The 20,745-nt window shown below is 45.9% G+C and carries 23 protein-coding genes; 19 read left to right on the forward strand and 4 right to left on the reverse strand.

All coding sequences use genetic code 11. The annotated features are described in order from the left end of the window. Position 1: 1 nt before the first annotated feature. Both GX019_09300 and GX019_09305 read right to left on the reverse strand, forming a co-directional pair. Entirely contained in the window at positions 2 to 382 is a 381-nt protein-coding gene (locus GX019_09300; GenBank protein HHT37353.1) for a DUF4363 family protein, read from the reverse strand. Between the two features lies 1 nt (position 383). Beyond that, the gene (locus tag GX019_09305) at positions 384 to 1,061 is read right to left on the reverse strand and encodes a DUF421 domain-containing protein (protein ID HHT37354.1); all 678 of its coding nucleotides are present in this window, start codon (positions 1,059 to 1,061) and stop codon (positions 384 to 386) included. Positions 1,062 to 1,189: 128 nt separating this feature from the next. Between GX019_09305 and miaB the strand changes: the two genes are divergently transcribed. The 15 genes from miaB to GX019_09380 all read left to right on the forward strand — a co-directional run bounded on the left by miaB (position 1,190) and on the right by GX019_09380 (position 16,213). Then, the gene (gene miaB, locus GX019_09310; GenBank protein ID HHT37355.1) at positions 1,190 to 2,524 is read left to right on the forward strand and encodes a tRNA (N6-isopentenyl adenosine(37)-C2)-methylthiotransferase MiaB; all 1,335 of its coding nucleotides are present in this window, start codon (positions 1,190 to 1,192) and stop codon (positions 2,522 to 2,524) included. Between the two features lie 21 nt (positions 2,525 to 2,545). After that, positions 2,546 to 2,896 carry a hypothetical protein gene (locus tag GX019_09315; protein ID HHT37356.1) on the forward strand — a complete coding sequence of 117 codons (351 nt, stop codon included), beginning with the start codon at positions 2,546 to 2,548 and terminating at the stop codon, positions 2,894 to 2,896. 89 nt (positions 2,897 to 2,985) lie between these two features. Then, complete coding sequence (gene mutS / locus GX019_09320; GenBank protein HHT37357.1) at positions 2,986 to 5,583, forward strand: DNA mismatch repair protein MutS; 2,598 nt, start codon at positions 2,986 to 2,988, stop codon at positions 5,581 to 5,583. After that, complete coding sequence (gene mutL / locus GX019_09325) at positions 5,580 to 7,427, forward strand: DNA mismatch repair endonuclease MutL (GenBank protein ID HHT37358.1); 1,848 nt, start codon at positions 5,580 to 5,582, stop codon at positions 7,425 to 7,427. Before mutS ends, mutL begins: the two co-directional genes overlap by 4 nt. Positions 7,428 to 7,431: 4 nt before the next feature. Further along, entirely contained in the window at positions 7,432 to 8,364 is a 933-nt protein-coding gene (gene miaA / locus GX019_09330; protein HHT37359.1) for a tRNA (adenosine(37)-N6)-dimethylallyltransferase MiaA, read from the forward strand. A gap of 101 nt (positions 8,365 to 8,465) precedes the next feature. Further along, the gene (locus tag GX019_09335; protein ID HHT37360.1) at positions 8,466 to 9,404 is read left to right on the forward strand and encodes an AAA family ATPase; all 939 of its coding nucleotides are present in this window, start codon (positions 8,466 to 8,468) and stop codon (positions 9,402 to 9,404) included. Beyond that, complete coding sequence (locus GX019_09340; protein HHT37361.1) at positions 9,401 to 10,009, forward strand: GTP-binding protein HSR1; 609 nt, start codon at positions 9,401 to 9,403, stop codon at positions 10,007 to 10,009. Before GX019_09335 ends, GX019_09340 begins: the two co-directional genes overlap by 4 nt. Further along, positions 9,990 to 10,586 (forward strand): hypothetical protein, encoded by a 597-nt coding sequence (locus tag GX019_09345; protein ID HHT37362.1) that lies wholly within the window; start codon positions 9,990 to 9,992, stop codon positions 10,584 to 10,586. The genes GX019_09340 and GX019_09345 overlap by 20 nt, the downstream gene beginning before the upstream one ends. 255 nt (positions 10,587 to 10,841) lie before the next feature. Beyond that, positions 10,842 to 11,972 carry an MFS transporter gene (locus tag GX019_09350; protein HHT37363.1) on the forward strand — a complete coding sequence of 377 codons (1,131 nt, stop codon included), beginning with the start codon at positions 10,842 to 10,844 and terminating at the stop codon, positions 11,970 to 11,972. Further along, positions 11,969 to 13,177, forward strand: coding sequence for a hypothetical protein (locus GX019_09355; protein ID HHT37364.1), 1,209 nt, complete (start codon positions 11,969 to 11,971; stop codon positions 13,175 to 13,177). Before GX019_09350 ends, GX019_09355 begins: the two co-directional genes overlap by 4 nt. Before the next feature lie 113 nt (positions 13,178 to 13,290). After that, positions 13,291 to 13,926: an RNA polymerase sporulation sigma factor SigH gene (gene sigH / locus GX019_09360; protein HHT37365.1), complete on the forward strand. Its 636-nt coding sequence runs from the start codon at positions 13,291 to 13,293 to the stop codon at positions 13,924 to 13,926. 70 nt (positions 13,927 to 13,996) lie between these two features. After that, the gene (locus GX019_09365) at positions 13,997 to 14,653 is read left to right on the forward strand and encodes an MgtC/SapB family protein (protein HHT37366.1); all 657 of its coding nucleotides are present in this window, start codon (positions 13,997 to 13,999) and stop codon (positions 14,651 to 14,653) included. A 10-nt stretch (positions 14,654 to 14,663) separates the two neighbouring features. Next, on the forward strand, positions 14,664 to 15,419 hold the full coding sequence (gene surE / locus GX019_09370; protein ID HHT37367.1) for a 5'/3'-nucleotidase SurE: 756 nt from the start codon (positions 14,664 to 14,666) through the stop codon (positions 15,417 to 15,419). Positions 15,420 to 15,559: 140 nt separating this feature from the next. Continuing rightward, positions 15,560 to 15,769, forward strand: coding sequence for a hypothetical protein (locus GX019_09375; protein ID HHT37368.1), 210 nt, complete (start codon positions 15,560 to 15,562; stop codon positions 15,767 to 15,769). Positions 15,770 to 15,853: 84 nt separating this feature from the next. Continuing rightward, a complete protein-coding gene (locus GX019_09380) occupies positions 15,854 to 16,213 on the forward strand; it encodes a hypothetical protein (protein ID HHT37369.1) in 360 nt (119 codons plus the stop codon). A gap of 98 nt (positions 16,214 to 16,311) precedes the next feature. On the opposite strand, the gene lexA is transcribed toward GX019_09380, so the two are convergent. Then, the gene (lexA, locus tag GX019_09385; protein HHT37370.1) at positions 16,312 to 16,941 is read right to left on the reverse strand and encodes a transcriptional repressor LexA; all 630 of its coding nucleotides are present in this window, start codon (positions 16,939 to 16,941) and stop codon (positions 16,312 to 16,314) included. A gap of 180 nt (positions 16,942 to 17,121) precedes the next feature. Here lexA and GX019_09390 point away from each other — a divergent pair, with 180 nt between their 5' ends. The 3 genes from GX019_09390 (at position 17,122) to GX019_09400 (ending at position 18,937) form a co-directional block, all read left to right on the forward strand. Next, positions 17,122 to 17,427 carry a LysM peptidoglycan-binding domain-containing protein gene (locus GX019_09390; GenBank protein HHT37371.1) on the forward strand — a complete coding sequence of 102 codons (306 nt, stop codon included), beginning with the start codon at positions 17,122 to 17,124 and terminating at the stop codon, positions 17,425 to 17,427. A gap of 95 nt (positions 17,428 to 17,522) precedes the next feature. Next, positions 17,523 to 18,572 carry a putative lipase gene (locus GX019_09395; GenBank protein ID HHT37372.1) on the forward strand — a complete coding sequence of 350 codons (1,050 nt, stop codon included), beginning with the start codon at positions 17,523 to 17,525 and terminating at the stop codon, positions 18,570 to 18,572. A 47-nt stretch (positions 18,573 to 18,619) separates the two neighbouring features. Continuing rightward, positions 18,620 to 18,937: a hypothetical protein gene (locus tag GX019_09400; protein ID HHT37373.1), complete on the forward strand. Its 318-nt coding sequence runs from the start codon at positions 18,620 to 18,622 to the stop codon at positions 18,935 to 18,937. A gap of 94 nt (positions 18,938 to 19,031) precedes the next feature. Here GX019_09400 and GX019_09405 read toward each other — a convergent pair whose 3' ends face one another. Beyond that, positions 19,032 to 19,595 carry a GNAT family N-acetyltransferase gene (locus tag GX019_09405; protein HHT37374.1) on the reverse strand — a complete coding sequence of 188 codons (564 nt, stop codon included), beginning with the start codon at positions 19,593 to 19,595 and terminating at the stop codon, positions 19,032 to 19,034. A 151-nt stretch (positions 19,596 to 19,746) separates the two neighbouring features. Between GX019_09405 and GX019_09410 the strand changes: the two genes are divergently transcribed. Then, complete coding sequence (locus tag GX019_09410; GenBank protein ID HHT37375.1) at positions 19,747 to 20,550, forward strand: AAC(3) family N-acetyltransferase; 804 nt, start codon at positions 19,747 to 19,749, stop codon at positions 20,548 to 20,550. The last annotated feature ends 195 nt before the right edge of the window (positions 20,551 to 20,745 follow it).

Raw genomic sequence — 20,745 nt, forward strand, 5'->3', positions numbered from 1 at the left:
CTTAGAGTACATTTTGGAGGTTAAACAATTCATTGCGGTAGATGTGGCTGAAATGCATATCCAGCTGGGCCAGCTCCGCCAAGCCAGATGATAAGTCCTGGGAATCAATAAAGCTCACCAATCTTGCCAGAGCAACCTCCACGTTTTCAATATCTTCGTGGACGATATACCAATCCCAGTAATCCTGGACCCCATCCCATTTTTGCCGCAGCTGTCCAACCAAGTTTTGGGCTTGATGCCAGTCTTGATCCAGCATCACCTGGCGGAGCTGTTTAAGCTCTTCGCGATAGTTATTAATAAACTCCAGCGTCTGGTTAGTTACATAGCCAGCAGCGATCAAAAAAACGATGATTAAAACCGTTGATCCAATCAACAGGCGCATTTTAACGCTCCTCTCTGGTTTGATAGAACAGCTTTCCCTCAGTATCCAGACTCGCCAAAAAGACTTTGCTCACATCAGTAATTTCAAATTTTGCGAGTTCACCGACGAGCCACTCCGCGGTAAGATTTATTTCTGCAAGGTTATCGTACTGAATTCTACCGTCGATAATCAGGGGGACAGGTAGGCCTTCGTATTTAGTATCAATTTGCAGATCTTCTGGAGTTAAAGCCCGCTTTTGAGACTTTGGCACGATGCTGAGATTGCCGCTTGTTTCTAAAATTGCAAACTCAACATCGGCAATGTTAGGATAACCCTGGATCCGGAGCTGTTCCAAGAGCTCATTGACATTGTATCTGGCCTTAGACAGCTCATCGATCCGCATCTTGCCGTTTTGAATAACGATACTAGGACTGCCGTCCATAAAAGCTCGAAACCACAGGCTTTTCATGTTAAAATAAGAGATGGCCACCTGAATAAAAAGCAGTGTAAAAATAGGAACCAGCCCGTTAATGAGGGGAATTCTTTTATCTTGCATGGGAATAGCAGCTAATTCTGCAATCGTAATGGCTACTACCAGCTCATAGGGTTCAAGCTGACCAATTTGTCTTTTCCCCATGATCCGCATGATAAATACTACCACGGCATAGATTATAAAAGTGCGTGTGAATACTATTAACACCGATCAACCTCCTTAAGCAATCCTATTATTGTTAGTATCTCCAATTATGGTCAAATTGTGTCCAAATATGCCAGCAGGAAAAATGTGAGAAGCCAAGAATTAATCACCGGAAGGAGGACAGCAAAAGTATGAACAATATAAATACCAACCAAGATCGTAAATTTTATCTCAAAACTATGGGCTGTCAGATGAATGAGCATGACTCCGAGGTTATCATCGGTATTCTGGTAAACCTAGGTTATACTCAAACCGAGGAGCTTACCGAAGCTGATTTGATTCTATACAATACCTGCAGTGTTCGGGATAATCCTGAGCGCAAAGTCTACGGTCACATCGGCGCTTTCAAAGCGTTAAAGGAGCAGAATCCAAACCTGATCATCGGAATCTGCGGCTGCATGCCGCAGCAGGCAGCTGAGCGGGCTAATATTTTGGATAAACTGCCTCATGTGGATTTGGTCTTCGGTACCCACAACATCCACCGCCTACCTGAGCTTTTAGAGCGGGCACAAACCGGCGAGAGGGTGGTAGAGGTGTGGGAGGATTCCCAGGAAATCATTGAAGATTTACCTGTAATCCGCCAAAACAGTCTTAAGGCGTTTGTTAATGTTATCTACGGATGTAATAATTTCTGCAGCTACTGCATTGTGCCGTACACCCGCGGCCGGGAAAAGAGCAGACATCCTCAGGATATTGTCGATGAAATAACCAGACTCGCTGAAGCAGGATATAAAGAAGTAACCTTACTAGGGCAAAATGTAAATACCTACGGGGTCGATTTAGGTATTGGAACCGAGTTTGCTGATCTGCTGGCGATGATCAATGAAATCTCCGGCATAGAGCGGATCCGCTTTACAACCAGCCACCCGAAAGATATGAAAGATAGTCTAATTGAAGCCATGGCTTCACTGCCAAAAGTATGCGAGCATCTACATCTGCCGGTGCAGGCGGGCAGCGACCGCATCCTCAAGATCATGAACCGCCGCTATACTAGTGCATACTATTTAGATCTTGTGGCGAAGATAAAAGAAGCGATTCCAAATATCAGCCTAACTACAGACCTGATTGTCGGGTTTCCTGGAGAAACAGAAGAAGATTACGAGGATACACTAGCTTTAGTCGAAAAAGTCCAGTTCTCCTCAGCGTTTACCTTTATTTATTCTCCCCGAACCGGTACTCCAGCAGCAAAAATGAAGAATCAAGTGCCGGAAGAGGTAAAGAAAGACCGAATTTATCGCTTAATTGAGCTGCAGAACGATATCAGTCTCCGGTATATGCAGGCTCAGATTGGGAAAACAGAAGAGATCCTCGTTGATGAAGTAATGGCAAAGACCAAGGAGTTATCCGGCAGAACCCGCACGAACAAGCAGGTTTTATTCGAAGGCTCACCTGACCTAGTCGGCAAGCTGGTCAATGTAAAGATTACAGAGGCTAAAACCTGGAGTTTGAGGGGCGTTCTGCTGTAAGCACAGAAAGGAGGAATCAGCGTGTGGCTCGACCGAGATAGAACTCTAATTCTGGATCGCAACCGCGACACTTGGCAGCTGCCTTTAGTCGACTGCAGTGGTGATTATGTTGGGCAGGTGGTGGGCCAAATTGTGGAGCCTAAAGCCTGTATGGTCAGATATTTTCTGGTCTACGATCCGGAAAGCGAACGCAGATTTCCTCTGCCCTCGGATTTGGTGGTACAGATTGGAGACGAAATCCACTGCCAGATCAGCCCCCAGCAGATAGCCCGTCTGCCTGAGTATAAGCAGCAGCTGGAGCGGGAGCACGAAATTTTAATCTATCAAATAATTGACCGCATACCCTATTGGGAAGAGTCATTACAACCTTGAGAAGACTACGCAAGTAGTCTTTTCTTTATGGGCTAAGTGCAGGAGTTAGCTCAGTAAAAAGCGAAGAAACTAGAGATATGGAGGTGTATATAGTGACTCAAACGCCCATGATGCAGCAGTATACTCGCATAAAATCCCAATATCCGGACACATTATTGTTTTTCCGTCTGGGAGACTTTTACGAGCTGTTCGGAGATGATGCCAAAATAGCCGCAAAGGTTTTAGATATCACGTTAACTTCACGAGACCGCAATAAAGAGAATCCAATCCCCATGTGCGGTGTGCCTTACCACGCAGTGGATGGATATCTAGAAAAGCTAATCAAAAATGGATTTCGTGTCGCTATCTGTGAACAGCTAGAAGACCCTAAAACTGCGAAAGGTGTCGTAAAAAGGGATGTCATTCGCGTAGTCACACCAGGCACCTATTTAGAAGCCGATGTTGATGAAAATTCAAATATCTATCTGGTCGGAATTATCGAGCAAGATGGTAAATTTGGGATGGCAATTGTTGATTTATCTACAGGGGAGTTTAAGGTTACCCTGATCCAAGATCCCTCTAGTTTTAAAGACGAACTTACTCGGATTAAACCGGCTGAAATAATCATTCCTAATAACAACAGCATGGAGCTTTCATCCTATCTAGATGAAATAAATCCAACTATTACTAAAACAGAGCACCGGAATTGGTACCCCGATACCTGCGAATACCTTTTGATGGACCATTTCCAGGTCCAGAATCTTCATGTTTTAGGTTTAGACCACGAACTGCTGATTCAATGTGCCGGAGCAGTTTTAGCTTATCTGCGAGAAACTCAGAAAGCAGCCCTGACTCACATTACCCATATTACTAACTACTCACTGTCACAATATCTGCAGATTGATGCGTCCAGCTTCCGAAATTTGGAGCTGTCCCGCACTATTCGGGAAGGAAAGAAGGTTGGTTCGCTGTTAGGAGTAATCGATCAAACTGTTACCAGCATGGGAGCCCGACTGCTGCGTTCATGGATCGAAAAACCACTGATTGATCTGCAAGCCATCAAAAAACGGCAGGCAGCTATTGCTTACCTGGTCGATAACAGCATCATCCGCATGGAATTAGCAGAGCTTTTGGATCAAGTTCAGGATCTGGAGCGTTTAACCAGTCGATTGGTCTATGGCACCGGTAATGCTAGAGACCTGATTGCGCTGAAAAGATCGCTGCTGCAAGTTCCGAAAATCCAGGCTCTGCTGGAGCAAGAAGAGTCTGCGCTAACCGAATACATTCAAAAACTAAATCCTCTTAATGAATTGACAGAAATAATCGAGCGGGCGATTGTAGAAAATCCGCCGGTCAGCGTGCGGGAAGGTGGGCTGATCAAAGCTGGGTTTAACGCGGAGCTAGATGAACTGCGCCAAACTAATAAAGATGGGAAGTCCTGGATTGCAGCTCTGGAGGCATCAGAACGCGACAGAACCGGAATTAAATCGCTGAAAGTTGGGTTTAACAAAGTTTTCGGTTATTATATCGAAGTGACTAAGGCCAATCTTGATCGAGTCCCGGAGGATTACCAGCGCAAGCAAACCCTCGCTAATTCTGAACGCTACTTTACTCCAGAACTAAAAGCAAAAGAGGCAATGATTCTTGGTGCAGAAGAGCGGATTACTGAACTAGAATATGAACTGTTTACCCAAGTCAGGGATCAGGTCAATGCCCATGTGGTCGAGATTCAAAACAACGCTCACATCCTAGCTGTTCTCGACGTATTTCAATCATTGGCGAGAGTTGCGCTGGATCAGGGCTATGTCTGCCCTCAAATCACCACTGATACCAAGATCGAGATTATAGACGGACGCCACCCTGTCATTGAGGCTATCCAGTCTAGCTTTGTACCTAATGACTTATCGCTGACAGAAGACAAAAAGATCATTCTGCTGACAGGTCCGAATATGGCAGGAAAAAGCACATTCTTGCGCCAAACTGCCCTAATCGTTATCATGGCTCAAATCGGCAGTTTTGTGCCGGCGAAATCGGCTTCCATTGGCATTGTTGATAAAATCTTTACTCGAATTGGTGCCGCTGATGACCTCAGCACCGGACAGAGCACCTTTATGGTTGAGTGCAGTGAAACAGCAAACCTTGTCCGCAATGCTACAGAGCGCTCCTTAATCATCCTGGATGAATTAGGTCGGGGTACCAGCACATTTGACGGCATGGCTATTGCCCAAGCAGTTATCGAGTACATTCATGACCGGGTGAATGCCAGAACATTATTTTCAACCCACTACCATGAATTAACCCGGCTGGAGCAGACCTTGCCCAGTTTGAAGACATATCAAATGGCGGTAGAGGACCACGGCGGCAGAATCTATTTTCTTCACAAAGTAATTCCCGGCAACGCCGACAAAAGCTACGGGATCAACGTAGCGAGAATGGCCGGGATGCCAAACAGCATCATTAACCGGGCTGAAAACATCCTCTACCAGCTGGAAGCAGACCAAAAGAAGCCGGTGCAGCTTAATCTGTTCCAAAGTCTGCTCCATCCTCAGGCAGCGGCTGCCAGGGAACAGGAAGAGCAGGAGTGGGAGAACTACACAGCCCTGAAAGAGGAGCTCTTAGGTGTAAATATCAATGATATCACGCCGCTGGCTGCGTTAAATCTTATAGCAGAACTGCAGCGAAAACTAGTTGAGGGTGAAGGAAAATGAGTCGCATTCAGGTACTTCCGGACTTCATAGCCCATAAAATCGCCGCGGGAGAAGTAATTGAGCGGCCGGTGTCGGTTGTTAAAGAGTTGGTGGAAAACTCCATCGATGCCATGGCAACGAGCATTGAAATAGAGATCAAGGATGGCGGGAAGGAATATATTAGGGTGAGCGACAACGGTCACGGAATTCACCGTGATGATCTAAAAGTTGCTTTTTTATCCCATGCAACCAGCAAGATCATTACCGTGGACGATCTGTTCAACATTACTTCTCTTGGTTTTCGCGGTGAAGCGCTGGCCAGCATTGCCAGCGTATCGGATCTTGTGCTCCGCTCGAGAACTCGGGATACCTTGCAGGGGTATCAAATATCTTTTGGAGCGGATGACCAAGCGGTAATTGAGCCGGTGGGTATGGAAACCGGCACAACAGTAGAAGTCAGACGCTTGTTTTACAATACCCCAGCCCGGTATAAGTTTTTAAAGCAGTCTCCAACTGAGCGGCGCTATATTGTGGAGTTTGTAAGTAGGATTGCTTTGGCTCATCCTCAAATCGCTTTTAAACTGGTTGCTGACGAAAAGCTGGCTGTGCGAACTCATGGTCAGGGTGAGCTGAAAGCGGCGCTGGCGAATGTCTTTGATCACCGTACGATTAAGAATTTAGTGTCAATCGATGCTAAGACTGAGTGGGGAAGAATCAGCGGATATCTCAGCAAACCGAGCATAACCCGGAAAAGCCGCCAAGCCCAGCTGATTATTCTTAACGGCAGAATTATTGATAGTTCGTTAGTCTCCAGCGCTGTAGAAAGAGCCTACGCGGGCATGCTGGCTCACAGAGAGTATCCCATCTTTTTCTTAAACCTGAGTATGAATCCTACAGTAGTTGATGTAAATGTGCACCCTGCTAAGAGTCAAGTGCGGTTTCAGGATGACAGTGAGGTTTATCAGGAAATCAGCAGGGCTTGCAGAGATGCTCTGCTTACCAGTGACCTCAGCCAGACAATTACAAGTGTGAAACAAGAACCTGTTATCCACCAGGAGACTCAATCGGAGCAGATTAATCTGGATTTTCAGGAGTTTTTCCCTTGGCAGCCCCGCACTTGGAGCAGGGTGGACGAGTTTCTCCGCAGTGAAAAACGTCTTTCAAATTCTGCAGCAAGTTACCAGTCCGAGATTGCTGCTGTGGAAATTGAACAGCCGGTGAAATCGTCCGTAACAGCCAGAGAGTATGATGGGGGAGCGTTGGTTAAAGAAACTCCTTCAGCAGATGTGTATCAGGTTAAAGATCAGCTGTTGAACGGTCGGATTATTGGCCAGTTCAGACAGACTTACATTATCTTGGAAACAGATAACGGCCTTTGGCTCCTGGACCAGCATATTGTGCATGAACGCATTATTTACGAGTTCTTAACTAGGGATGGGGCAGCCCCCCACGTGCAGCAGGTACTTCCTCAGGCGCTGGAATTCAGCAGTGCGCAGGCGGAACTTGTAGCCGAACAGCTAGAAAAGCTGAACGGTTTTGGGGTAGAGCTGGAGGAATTCGGCACTAACAGTTTTCTTCTGCGAGGCATTCCTCAGTTCTTCGCATCGCGAGGGATTTCCGTAGATGAGCAGCTGATCTTGGATCTGGTAAGCAATCTTTCAGAGCGAAATAACTGGCGGGAAAAAGCTGCTGTTACGCTGGCCTGTAAAAGTGCGATCAAGGCCGGACAGAGATTAAGTGAAAAGCAGATTCATTCGCTGCTGGTACAGCTGGCTGATACTGAAAATCCCTTTACCTGTCCCCATGGACGTCCGATTATTGTCAGGCTGGAAGATAAAGAGATTGAACGACGCTTTGGTAGGTGATTTAATGCAGAAACCAGTTGTCCTGGTGCTGGTTGGACCGACAGCAGTGGGCAAAACCGAAACTGCCCTGACACTAGCACAGGAGTTAAACTGTGAGATCATATCTGCGGATTCCATGCAGGTTTACCGCGGGATGGACATTGGAACAGCAAAAGCAAGCCTAGAAGAGCAGAGTTTGGTTAAGCACCATCTCCTGGATATCATCAATCCGGATCAGAAGTTTACTGCTGCTGATTATGTGCGCCTTGCGGAGCAGTGCATCGCAGAGATTGCCGCACGCAATCGGTTCCCGCTGGTAACCGGAGGTACAGGATTGTACATTAATGCCCTGATTGACGGTTTTCTTTTTCCGGATCAGGGGGAAAACAGGAAAATCAGGACGGAGCTCCAAGCAAGAGCGGAGACTGAGCCGGAAGCTCTCCACGAAGAACTAAAACAGGTGGACCCAAAATCGGCTGCGAAACTGCATCCCAATGATTTAAGGAGAATTATCCGGGCTCTGGAAGTTTATTACACCCAAGGGATGCCTATCAGCGAACTGCAGGCTAAAAAAGAAGCGGAGCAGAAGTATCGAGCTGTTATGATCGGCCTGAACCGAAACCGCGAGCTGCTGTACCAGCGGATTGAAGCCCGGGTCGATCAGATGATTGCAGCAGGTCTCGTCGATGAAGTAAAGGAGCTGCTTACAAAGTATCCCCAGCAGCCGACCGCTCTCCAGGCCATCGGCTATAAAGAAATCGCGCTTTATTTAAACGATCAGCTGACTCTTGAAGAAGCGATCGAGCTGATTAAACGGGAAACAAGGCGGTATGCCAAACGACAGCTGTCATGGTTCCGCCGTGATAAAAGGATCGTATGGTATGATATGGATGTAACCGCGGTACCTGCGGTCGTCTCAGATACTAAAAAACGTTTAGAACAAGTCATGCAGCCTTAAGCTGCGTGGCTTTTTTTATAATCTATGAACAATTGGTCCTGTGCGGCGTATATATATTAGGTGAGGTTGGTTTTGGCGGATGCGGTGGCGGAGGGAAAATTATGGAGAATGAGATTATTACTCTGGTAGAAAATGGAGAGGTTACGGTGAGCGAAGCGCTATCTAGGCTGCGTAAGGCATATACAGGCACAGAAAAGGCAAAGCAAGAGTCAACGCCAAACGAAAAGGTGCTAGCTGCAAAAAAGCAGTTAGACGGTCTCATCGGTCTTCACTCGGTTAAAGAGCTTGTCCACGAGGTCCAGGCCTATGTAGAAATTCAACAGCGGCGGAGACAGTTAAATCTAGCCTCAGAACCAGTTGTACTCCATTCCATCTTCATGGGCAACCCGGGTACTGGCAAAACAACCGTTGCCAGGATTATCGGTGAACTTTTTCTTGCTATGGGCGTGCTCCAAAAAGGCCATCTAGTAGAAGTTGAGCGCGCTGATCTAGTAGCGGAATACATCGGCCAAACTGCTCAGCGCACCCGAGAACAGCTGCGGAAAGCCAATGGCGGTATTTTGTTTATTGATGAAGCCTATTCTCTAGCCCGCGGCGGCACCAGAGATTTCGGTAAAGAAGCGATCGATACCATCGTCAAAACTATGGAGGATCAGCGAAATAACCTGATTGTAATCCTCGCTGGTTATCCTGGTCCCATGGAAGCGTTTCTGCAGACTAACCCTGGATTGAGATCGCGATTTCCGATTGTAATCAAGTTTCCTGACTACTCCACGTTTGAGCTGTTCCGCATTGCCGAGCAGATGCTGAAACAGCGAGATTATCAGCTCACAAAAGCTGCTCGCCGCAAGCTTTTGCGTATAATTGAGGAACTTAAGAAACAGGATACAGAAAACTTCGGCAATGCTCGTATCGTCCGCAACATGGTGGAAAGTGCCATCCGCAAACAAGCAGTGAGACTGGTGAACATTTCCGACGCATCAATAACTCAGCTGATGGAGATCACCGAAGAAGATATCCAGGAGGTGGGCGATGCTTGAAACGAGTAATTGTGCTGGGACAGCCTAATGTTGGTAAAACTCTATTTGTCCTTAATTTCGCTGCTTATCTGGGTGTTGAGTTAGCGGTGTTGAACTTTACAAGCTGTGATCGGGGCAGTTACTCGAAAACGCTGCCGGTTTCTGAGGCGGTGCGGCTGCTGGTCAGCGATACTTCTCATTATACCAGAGATATTCAGGCACTCACTTTAGCCATGTCCTGGGGCAAAGGCGAAAAGCAGTTTGAGTTAATTGATACGGTCGGCCTTACTGATGGAATCGACCATGACGAAGAGATCAGAAAAGCGATGGCTCTGACATTGAGAACGATCCGTCAGGCTGATATTATCTTCCATCTCCTTGACTGCGCCCGTATTGCCGAAATCGGAATTCTAAGAGGTATCGGTGAAATTGACTACCAAATTGCCCAGTTTGGCCAGCTAAAGAAGGGATATGTGATCTTAGCCAACAAAATTGATCTCCCCAATGCCGAGGATGGATTAGTCATGATAAACCAGGAGTTTCCGGGCTGCCGCATCATTAGTATTTCCGCCCTGAAGCAAAAGGGATTTAAGGAGGTAAAACGCTTTGCCAAGCAGCTTCTCTGAGTGGATTGGGTTTGTGCCGGATTTGATCAGCATCGCGCTCACTGCGGTTGCTGTTAAATGGCTGGACGATTACATTGATGACGAACCATATATTGAATCATTTCGAGCTGGGCCCGCTTACGGTATGCTTGCTGTTCTGCTGGCAGCTGCTTTAGATTTTCCCCTTACATTTACCTTATTTGCCGCATGCTATATTGTCGGCATGTTTAACAGCTTGACTCTGAAGCTGCCGTCAGGGCTGCCAAGCTGGGCTGAAGCCCTGCTAATTTTTGGCGCATCTGCGTTATTGAGTGGTTTGTGGACAGCGTTATGGGCTGTAACGGTGATCATCAGCGTACAGATCTTGGACGACATGCTCGATCTCGGTGATGACCGCAACCACAACCGCACCAATACTGCTGCTCAGCTTGGAATCGAACGCACAGGATTGATTTTTTTATTCTGCTTTTATCTAAGCTTGGTGATCGAACCGCTTTTATCCACTGCAGTTCTTGCAGTCGCCCTGTTTGTTTCTAATGTTTTATTCACCAAACTAGCAGGAGGGGTCAACATCAATGCCAGTTTTAACAGCGATTGATCTCGTTATCTTGGCTTTGCTTACCATTATGTATTTCAGCTTTTCGCTGGGATATTGCCGTGGGCACAAGCGCGGCTATCATGAGGGAGAAATCGAAAACCTTATTACCCTAAGGGAAAAAAACTTAGAATTAGGACAATGCTGTCTATGTGGATATAAGCAGGATTCCAATGGGTTATTGCCGAATAATGGTATTTCGAGAAAGGATGATAACCTATTAACAAACTAACTATTGGTGCATTTGTTGGCTTGTTTTTGTTTGGGTTCATTCTCACCATTATTGGGCCTGCACTGCCATACCTTGCCGACGACTTTAATCTTAAACTCTCAGAAGTTGGCATTATCCTGTCCCTGCGGGGAATAGGCATGATTTTTGCCGTGCTCGCTGCCGGGGTTATCTCCGACCGTTATGGGCACCGCATTGTGGTGCTGAGCGGCATTGGCTTCTGGACAATCGGTCTGCTGGTTTTCAGCATCTGCCGGCATATACCAGTCATCTTTCTAGTCTGGATATTAATCGGCGTAGGTTTTGGCTCTGTAGATACAGCTTTGAATTCGCTGGTAGCGCAAACGAGCACTTCCAGAGGCAGTTCTCTCAATAAGCTCCATTTCTGGTTCGGGATTGGTTCGCTGACCGGACCTCTGGTGGCAGGGCTCCTGCTCGAGCTGTTTTCATGGCGGCTGCTGTTTTTTATAACCGCCCTCTTAACCCTGGGCTATGGGATTTTTATGTTTGGGCTCAACTACCCACAGCTAGAGACAAAAGCGGCCAAGCAGGCGCAGCAGCCTCTTAAAAGCATTTCATCAGTGCTGACAGTTCCCGTTCTCCTGCTCGGCATCATTTTGTTCAGCTACACCGGCGTCAACACTACTTTTACTGGCTGGATTAATACCTATCTGACCGGTGACCTAGCTCTAACAACCACGCTGGCATCAGTAATCTTGTCAGTATACAGCATTGGGCTAGCCCTGGGCAGATTAGTGGTCAGTCTGATGGCTGAGCGCGTACCGTATGTGCGCACGCTTTTAATCAGCGTCACAACAGCTTTAGTTTTTGCCTCAACAGCTCTGTTTGCACAGCACCCGGCGCTAGTTATGATTGCTTTCGGTTTAACCGGATTCTGCTTTGCAGCGCTGCTACCGATTGGACTTGCAGTAGGAGCCAAGCTCTATCCGGAAATAACCGGAACTGTTACAGGAGTATTGATCTTTTTCAGTTCTATGGGACGCACAGTACTGCCGGGTTTGGTTGGTATAATCGGAGATTATACCAGCTTGGCCTTTTCACTGAGGTTGACCCTCATCTTTATTGGAATCATGGTGATATCGACCATCGCCCTCATCGCCGCAAGAAATAAGCAAAGAAGGAAAGTGAATAACATATGAATTTAGTTGAAGCTGCAAAGGCTAAAATACAAGATCAATGGTCAGCCCTTGCAGAGATTACTAAGCAGAATCAGGCAAAGGTTTTAAAAGCATTTCAGGAATGCCGAGTCGGTGCCCACTGTTTTACAGATTCCACCGGCTATGGTTATCATGATTTGGGCAGAGATGCATTGGAAAATGTTTATAAAGCTGTTTTTAAAACCGAAGCAGCTTTGGTTAGACCGCAGATCGTTTCCGGAACCCATGCAATTAATCTCTGCTTATCCATATTAGATAGTGGAGACCAGCTGGTTTCGATCAGCGGTACGCCCTATGATACTCTCCAGCAGGTAATCGGCACTAGAGGCAATACGCGGACAAGCCTGCTGAAAAGAGGAGTTAAGTACCAGGAAGTGCCTTTAAATGAAGAAGGCCGATTAGATTATGATTTAATTGCTAAAACAGTTACTAAAGAGACACGTATGGCGATTCTCCAGCGCTCTCGCGGCTACAGCTGGCGCCCCTCCATTACCATCGAAGAGATTGAAAAAGCGTTTGCAATCGTCAAGCAGATCAATCCTGAGTGCATCTGTTTTGTCGATAACTGCTACGGTGAGTTCGCAGAGCTTCGCGAACCGACTGAAGTAGGAGCTGATTTGATAGCCGGATCCTTGATTAAAAACCCAGGTGGGGGATTGGCACCTAGCGGGGGATATATCGTCGGTAAAGCTGATCTGGTAGAGCTGTGCAGTGAGTATTTGACTGCTCCCGGAATTGGGGCAGAAGTAGGGCCTACCTTTAACATGATTCGTGATCTGATGCAGGGTTTTTTCATCGCCCCTCATGTTGTCGGGCAGGCTATGCGGGGAGCAATTCTAGCATCCCAGCTGTTTTCTGATTTAGGCTACGAAGTTGCGCCGCTGCCCAACGAAAAACGAACTGATATTATCCAGGCTATTAAGCTGGAATCCCGCGATAAACTGCTGGCATTCTGCCGGGCAATTCAGCACACATCCCCCATAGACTCGCAGTTTGCTCCGATACCCGAAGATATGCCTGGCTATGATGATGAAATAGTAATGGCGGGTGGCACGTTTATTCAAGGTTCATCAATTGAGTTAAGCGCTGATGCTCCTATCAGACCTCCGTATATTGTCTACCTCCAGGGTGGACTGTGCATTGAGCATATTGAACTGGCATTAGAAGCAGTAATTGAAGCTTTGTAAGAAGATACAGCCCTGTGTCGAAAATCGTCGGCACAGGGCTTCTTTATTGCATATTTAGCAGGATTTTACAATTAATTGTCGAATATTAAATGACAACTTGAGGAGGGAAATTTATGGGAGCACATGCTGATCAGTTAACCGCCACCGCCATTAATTGGGACAAGTTAACCGACGAAGAGATTGTATCCATTGCCCAAAAGGGCAATCGCGACGCGGAAGAGTACCTCATTAGGAAATACCAGAAAATGGTATTTGTTTGGACTCGGTCCTACTTTCTGCAGGGAGCCGAACCTGATGATGTAATCCAAGAAGGCATGATCGGCTTGTATAAAGCCATTCGGGATTTCTCTGTTGGGACATCTTCTTTTTGGTCATTTGCTAAACTGTGCATTATCCGCAACGTCATCAGTGCGATAAAAGGAACTACTCGCCAAAAACATCTGCCTCTTAACTCCTACACATCACTGCATCGACCAATTAACGACTATGAGGGTGACCGCACCCTGTTGGAAACACTGACTAACCACCGTGTTGACGATCCAGAAGTATTGGCTATCAACCGCGAAGAATTGCAGACTACCAGCACCACAATCCGAGCAATTCTCTCCAAATTTGAATTCGATGTCTTTAAACTCTATGTTTCCGGATTCACCTACCGCGAAATCGCTGAACACCTCAACACCCACACTAAATCCATTGACAACGCTTTATGCCGCATTAAAATGAAAATTGAGAAGAAATTATGCTAGCCACCGGAGTCTATCTGATGTAAAATAAATACACAAATAAAGATTTACTGCTTTCCAGGGAGTGTGATCTGTGGATTTATATTTAATCGCGATTATCACAATCAGGCTGCTGCTCGCTGTTGTCTTTGGCGGACTAATCGGTTTGGAGCGTGAAAGCCACGGTCGGCCAGCAGGATTTCGCACCCATATCCTAGTATCTCTGGGATCAACACTGGTAATGATGATTTCAACATATGGGCTGGGAACTATCAGCACAGATTATGATCCCGGTCGGATTGCCGCGCAGGTGATCAGCGGCATCGGGTTTTTAGGCGCAGGCACAATCATGCGGGAAGGCGCCAATATTCGGGGGTTAACTACAGCTGCCAGCTTATGGGCTGTTGCGGGAATCGGTCTCGCTGTTGGAATCGGCATGTATTATGCAGCAGCTGCTGCCACTATTCTGGTGGTAATCACTTTGATTTATCTTAATAAATTTGAATTAGGTCACCACAGCCACACCATCAGACTTACAACCAGCGATAAGATTAATCAGATGGCTGCTGTCATTTCTGTTTTGACCCATTATGGTGTGAGTATTAATCAAATTATGGTCAATAATCATCTTGATGGACTTGTTGTGATTGAGATCAACATCAACGCATCCAGGAAACATCAATTGCACGAGTTAATCCATAAACTGAATGAACTTGAAGGCATCAGTCGTGTTTCTATCGATAGGGAATAGGGGGAGTAGTGTGCGTTTTTTGGTAACAAACGATGATGGAATCTATGCAGAAGGAATTCGAGTTTTAATCGAAACCTTATCTGAACTTGGAGAAGTCTACATTGCAGCTCCAAACCAAGAGCGGAGCGGTGTTGGGCATGCAATTACGGTAAACAGACCACTGCGGATTGAAAAATTGTCAATTTTTCCGGGCATCAAGGAAGCGTATATGATGGACGGAACTCCGGCAGACTGTGTTAAGCTGGCTATTGAAGCAATGGAGCTTGAGGTTGACTTTGTTGTATCGGGAATCAATAATGGCGCCAATCTCGGCACAGATGTCTTCTATTCCGGTACAGTGGCAGCTGCTTTTGAAGGAGCTCTCCAGAGCATTCCCTCAATCGCTTTATCTTTGTGCAAGAAATCTGCAGTTGACCAAGGGCTTTACCAAACCGCAGCCCAGTGCCTGCAGGAGGTCTTGGCTAAAATCCAGGCTGCAGAAATCAAAGGGCTGTTGAATATAAATGTGCCAAATATATCCTATGAGCAGATAAAAGGTTTCAAAACTACCAAACTCGGTGTCGGCCGGTATAAAAATGAGTTCGAAAAACGCCTGGACCCCAGAGGCAAACCCTATTACTGGATGAAGGGCATTAAATATGAACCGGATAATCCGGAGGAGGATGACTACCGCGCTGTCGAACACGGTTTTGTTTCGATAACACCTCTTCAGGTAGATATGACAAATTACGAGCAGCTTAAAAGCCTCAAAGCTATTTTTAGTTAAACAATGGAATTTTACCTTCGCCCCTAGAGAACCCTGTTTCAATGCGAATGTTATAAGTAGAAAATAAGCATACTATCATTGAGATAGGGTTTTCACGGTCGTTAATATTTGCGCATAAGATTTACTAAGGAGGGGTGAAGGTGCGCAAGATATTCCCCAATGATACTGTCGGTCCAGATGTCAATCTAGAATTGTTGGGAGCGGAAAAAGCTGAGTTTCTCGGTTCCTTTAAACGGGACGAGGAGGTGTGTGACTATTATCTAGTTACTACCGGTGAAGAGGTTTTTTATTATTATGTGCCGCGCATTCAGAACGAAAATCTCAATGAAAGCTCAGAAAACACAAGCTAGATAGGCATTTTTTCAATCGAGTTAGATTAGATATATAGAAATGTTTTGATGTGGATCTCTAAAAATATAAAGGGGGAATCTACAATGATAGTGGTTGCCAAGGAAGACGTTCTCAAAGGCCTGAAGAAGTTTAAGCGGCTAGCCAAGCAGGATCTCTTAGTAAGCAATTTTACTGCTGATCCGGACTTCTGGGTTAAGCAGGCTGAAGGACGCCGAAATGAATATGGTAATTTAATGGAGTTAGTTAATGAGCAAGGGGTAGATCATGCGTACCGATATGCGGTTAAAAAATACGCTGGTCTACCTTTTACTTTTGCTGACAAAGACCAAGAAGCAGAAGTAATCGGAACCAGTCAGGCGCTTGAGATGTTCTTCACTATCTTAGGAGTGCAACCACCGGGCAGAAAAGAAGTAAAAGCCAAACATTCTGCAGCGCAGCTTTAGCGCTAAGTTAACCCTCAGCCAATTACTCAGCAGCGATAATAGAACTGAAAAAGCAGTTTGGCATTTCCTGCCAAACTGCTTTTATTTTTTTATGTAATCTATTTTATACTCCTGAATAAGCCGATGACTTTTCCCAAAATCATCACTTCATGAACGATAATCGGAGCTAGAGCTGAGTTTTCTGGTTGGAGTCTAACATGCGTTCCTTCATGAAAAAATCTCTTCACAGTAGCTTCTTCATCGCCAACCAGGGCCACAACAATATCACCATTTTTGGCAGCTGATGTTTTTTCAACCAATACATAGTCGCGATCGAAAATACCTGCCTCAATCATACTGTCTCCTTGGATTCGCAGCATAAATACCTCCTGGTCACGGACCAAATCTTGGGGAACAGGGAAGTAGTCTTCGATATTCTCGACAGCCAAAATCGGTTCTCCTGCGGTGACCCGACCGACTACCGGTACATTCACTACCGAACGATATATGCCGCTGTCTGGATAGATCCCTTCCTCGGTTTTTAAGATTTCAATAGCTCTCGGTTTAGTCGGATCTCGGCGGATATAGCCACGTTCCTCAAGTTTTCGCAAATGGGCGTGGACCGTCGAACTTGACGCTAAACCAACCGCTTCTCCAATTTCCCGGACGGATGGAGGATAGCCTTTAATTTGAACTTGTTCATAAATAAATCTAAGAATGCTTTTTTGCCGAGCACTTAAAGGTTTCAACTTCACAGAAATTCCTCCTAACCGAATCAGGAACGCTTTTGACGTAATTATATCATAGGCATGGATAGAAATCAAACTGCAGTTCGATTTTTTGCAAATTAGCCCTTGACAAAACATACGTTCTGGTTTATACTAAGTTCACAAGGACCGAACACACGTTCTTTAAGGAGGTAAGCCATAATGAATCAAACTGCAAATAGTAGACGCTCAACAGTAATCATCATGGCTGCCGCAGCAATAATCGTACTCAGTCTAGCAGGAATCGCACTTGCAATGAATCAATCTCAAACAAATAATGCAGCAACAGCAACTGCAGAAATAACCGTATCATATGGCGATACGCTGTGGACCATAGCCCAGAGAATTGCTCCGGGTATAGACCCCCGCAAGGTAGTCTGGGAGATCCAAACCATGAATGAGATAGAATCAGCGAGGATTTTTCCCGGCCAGACCCTGCAGGTTCCCCTGTACGAAACCAATATTTAATTGAAAACAAGCCCATTTGGGCTTTTTTTCTTTTATTGACAAGGGTATCGAAGGGGCATATACTTGGTTTATGCAGGCACGCAGGGGGTTTTGAGTTGGAACAACGATGGACCATGGTACTAACAGCTATTGCAGTAATTCTCATCAGCTGCAGCTCTATTCAAGCAAACAGCGCTGCTTTTGAGACAGATCCTTTTCATCAGCCTGACTTTCGAATTGGTGTCGGTGTTGGAACCGATGGTCCGTTCATTTTTGTTGGAATCGATCGAGCTTATCAATATTCAAACTTTTCCCTTGAACCTTTGGGAACAGTAATAGGTAAGACTTTTGAGCTGGGTCAGGACTTCTTTCAAGAATCCATGGAGGTATATGAGTATCAGGAAGATGGCTGGACTGATGAGGCAGTATACACATCAGATTTTCCTCCTTATCGATTCATGGGCACCAGAAACAATCGGGTGATTCTGATGGTCCATGGCCTGTTTACTGGCGAGCACCTAGAATGGACAGAAGCAGCGGATTTGATCAGAAGCCGAGACTCAAACGTGGAGATTTATGCCGTTGATTATGGAACTGGCTACCATCTAGAGCATTTAGGCAGAATATTAGCCCAAATCATTGCTGACTGTGTTAAAGAGGGCACTGAAGTCAGTATTATTGCACACAGTCAGGGCGGACTAATTTCCAGGACTGCGCTGGAGCTGTACAACACCGGCAGAACTAATGTTCGCAGACTGATTACGCTGGCAACACCGCATCTGGGAGTTTATTATGGAACAGCGGCTGTTAAGGCAGCTGATGGGCTGATCAAGATGATCCCAGAGATTAGTGATTTAATGAGCGAATCAGAGTTTCTGGAGACACTTAACAGCAGTATTAAGTATTTAGATGTGGAGTATTACTTTGCAGCCGGTATAGAGCGGCAGGTTTTTGCACCATTTTGGGACATAGCCAATCAGTTTGCTTCGATTGATTTAAGCCAGATTGTCAACGACGGTGTTGTTGAAAGAAGTAGCGCCTTAGGCAGCGGACTTAGGTTTCAACAGTATCGGCCCGTATTTGAAACGACTGAGTTTGCCGTCGATCATACCAGTATTATGTCAGATGAGGCTGTTTTACAGCAGGTTTGGGACTGGCTGTATTAACCTTGTTTCAATCTTTTCAATAAAGCGCGGAAGCTGCAACTGACTTAGTGTGCAGCGAAAAGGGCATAAAGTGGCATAGTGGAAAGGTGTTCAGCACAGATTCCATCTTTGCAGAGTTTGCCCATCTTGATGAAATCCTTAGTTTTGACTGTAATTTCATTGAAATGGAAACAGCAGCAGCTTTCAGGGCAGCCAAATTGGCCAACATTCCCGTGGTGGCTCTTCTCAGTGTTTCTGACAACGTAATGATAGATAAGTCTCTACTCGGTGGTCGTAACGAAGAAGAGATGAATTACTATCGAAAATATGTAAGACGAGAGATATTCCCACAAATTCTTCTGGGTATTTTTAAAGATTATCAATGATTGTCTCAATCTTTCTGATCTAACTTCGTATAATAGATATTATGTAAACTAAAATCTAAAAATAGATATAGAGGCTCGTTGAGAGCCCCTGCTTTTATGTCCGGATGGTTTCGTATTCTGACCTGAGGATTCCATAGTACACCAAATCATAATACTTACCGTTTTTGAGGATGTGGTTTCTCAACACACCCTCTTTCTGCATATCCAGTTTCTGCATGACTCTTCCCGAAGCTGGATTGTGGCTCATATGGGTTGCGTAGATTCTTGCCAGACTCATCTCATTAAACCCGTGGTCCACCATCAGTCTGGCTGCTTCCGTGCAGTAGCCTTGGTTCCAATAGTCTGTTCCGATCCAATATCCCAGTGATCCGCGACTGTGTTCCTGGCTGATCTCTAGTCCAACAGCGCCGATTAGAAGCCCAGAGTCCTTTAAGCAGACAGCCAAACTCACGTTTTGGCCGTTCTGAAAGCTTTCCCTGTGAGTCCCGATCCAAGTTTCGGCTAATCCATCTGGATATGGATACGGAATCAGAAGCGTTACAGCCGCTATCTCAGGTGTTCCTGCAAGCATCTGCACCCGTTTGGCATCTTTGAGTTCAAACGGCCTTAAGATCAGTCTTTCCCCTACCAAAACTGGCATTTCTTTGAGTTGTTTCATTCTCGGTCACACACCTTCAAATTAAAGTCATGATATTTATCAACATTTATATAATTAAATCAGCTCGCCCGGGAACAGGTATTTGAAATGATCTGTTGAACTACGTATACTTATGTGCGAAATTGCCGAACAAAAGCATTAGGAGGATTTTATGTATACTAAGCAGCAGTTACTAGAACACATTGAGCAGCTGGGTATAAAACCCGATGATACCCTGCTGATTCACTCGTCTATGAAATCGATTGGGCAAGTAGATGGCGGAGCTGATACAGTACTAGACGCCTTTATTGAATACATGAAAGATGGCCTGCTGATTTTCCCCACCCACACCTGGGCGCAGATGAATGCCAATTACAATGTCTTTGATGTAGTTAACGAACCATCATGCGTCGGGATTCTAACCGAACTGTTTCGCAAACGACCCGGAGTAATCCGCTCCTGGCATCCCACCCATTCGGTTGCAGCTTTGGGGCAAGACGCCGCCGAATACGTTAAAGGCGAAGAAAACACTAACACCCCCTGCCCCAGGCACGGATGCTGGGGAAAGCTTTATGATCGAAAAGCTAAGATCCTGTTTATCGGATGCGGTTTAAACCGGAACACTATTATTCACGGGGTCGAAGAATGGAACGGTATCGAAAACCGAGTCACCGCTGAAACTGAGCCTTTAAAAATTCTAACACCTGATGGCAAGCTGCTTGACTGCCCGCAGCACCGCCATCACAGCCCGGTACCGCATATTTCCGAAAACTATGTAATCCTGGAGGAACCTCTGGTAACCACCGGGATTGCAACAATCGGCCGTTTTGGCGATGCCAGAACAATTCTCTGCGATGTTGTTCCTATGGTGGAATTAACCAGTTCATTTCTCAAGCGAGAGCCAGATCTGTTCCTAAAGCGTGACTCAATCCCCGAAGAATGGTATCAACAGCTCGTTGAAGAGCCAATTCGCTGAATCGAGTAGGTAACCGCTAGGTGATCAGCCTAGCGGTTTTCCTCTCACAGAACGGTACGTACGGACCGTGTATACCGCTCCTGATAGACCTCAGTCATACTTCGTAGTATTGATGCAAAAGACCGACCTCATATTTCGTTAAATCCACCAGACCCATTTCGTGGTGAAACCATCGGTTTGGCAGAGCCATGTTGA

The organism is Bacillota bacterium, assembly GCA_012837335.1.
In the GTDB taxonomy this organism is placed as follows: domain Bacteria; phylum Bacillota; class Limnochordia; order Darwinibacteriales; family DTU012; genus DTU012.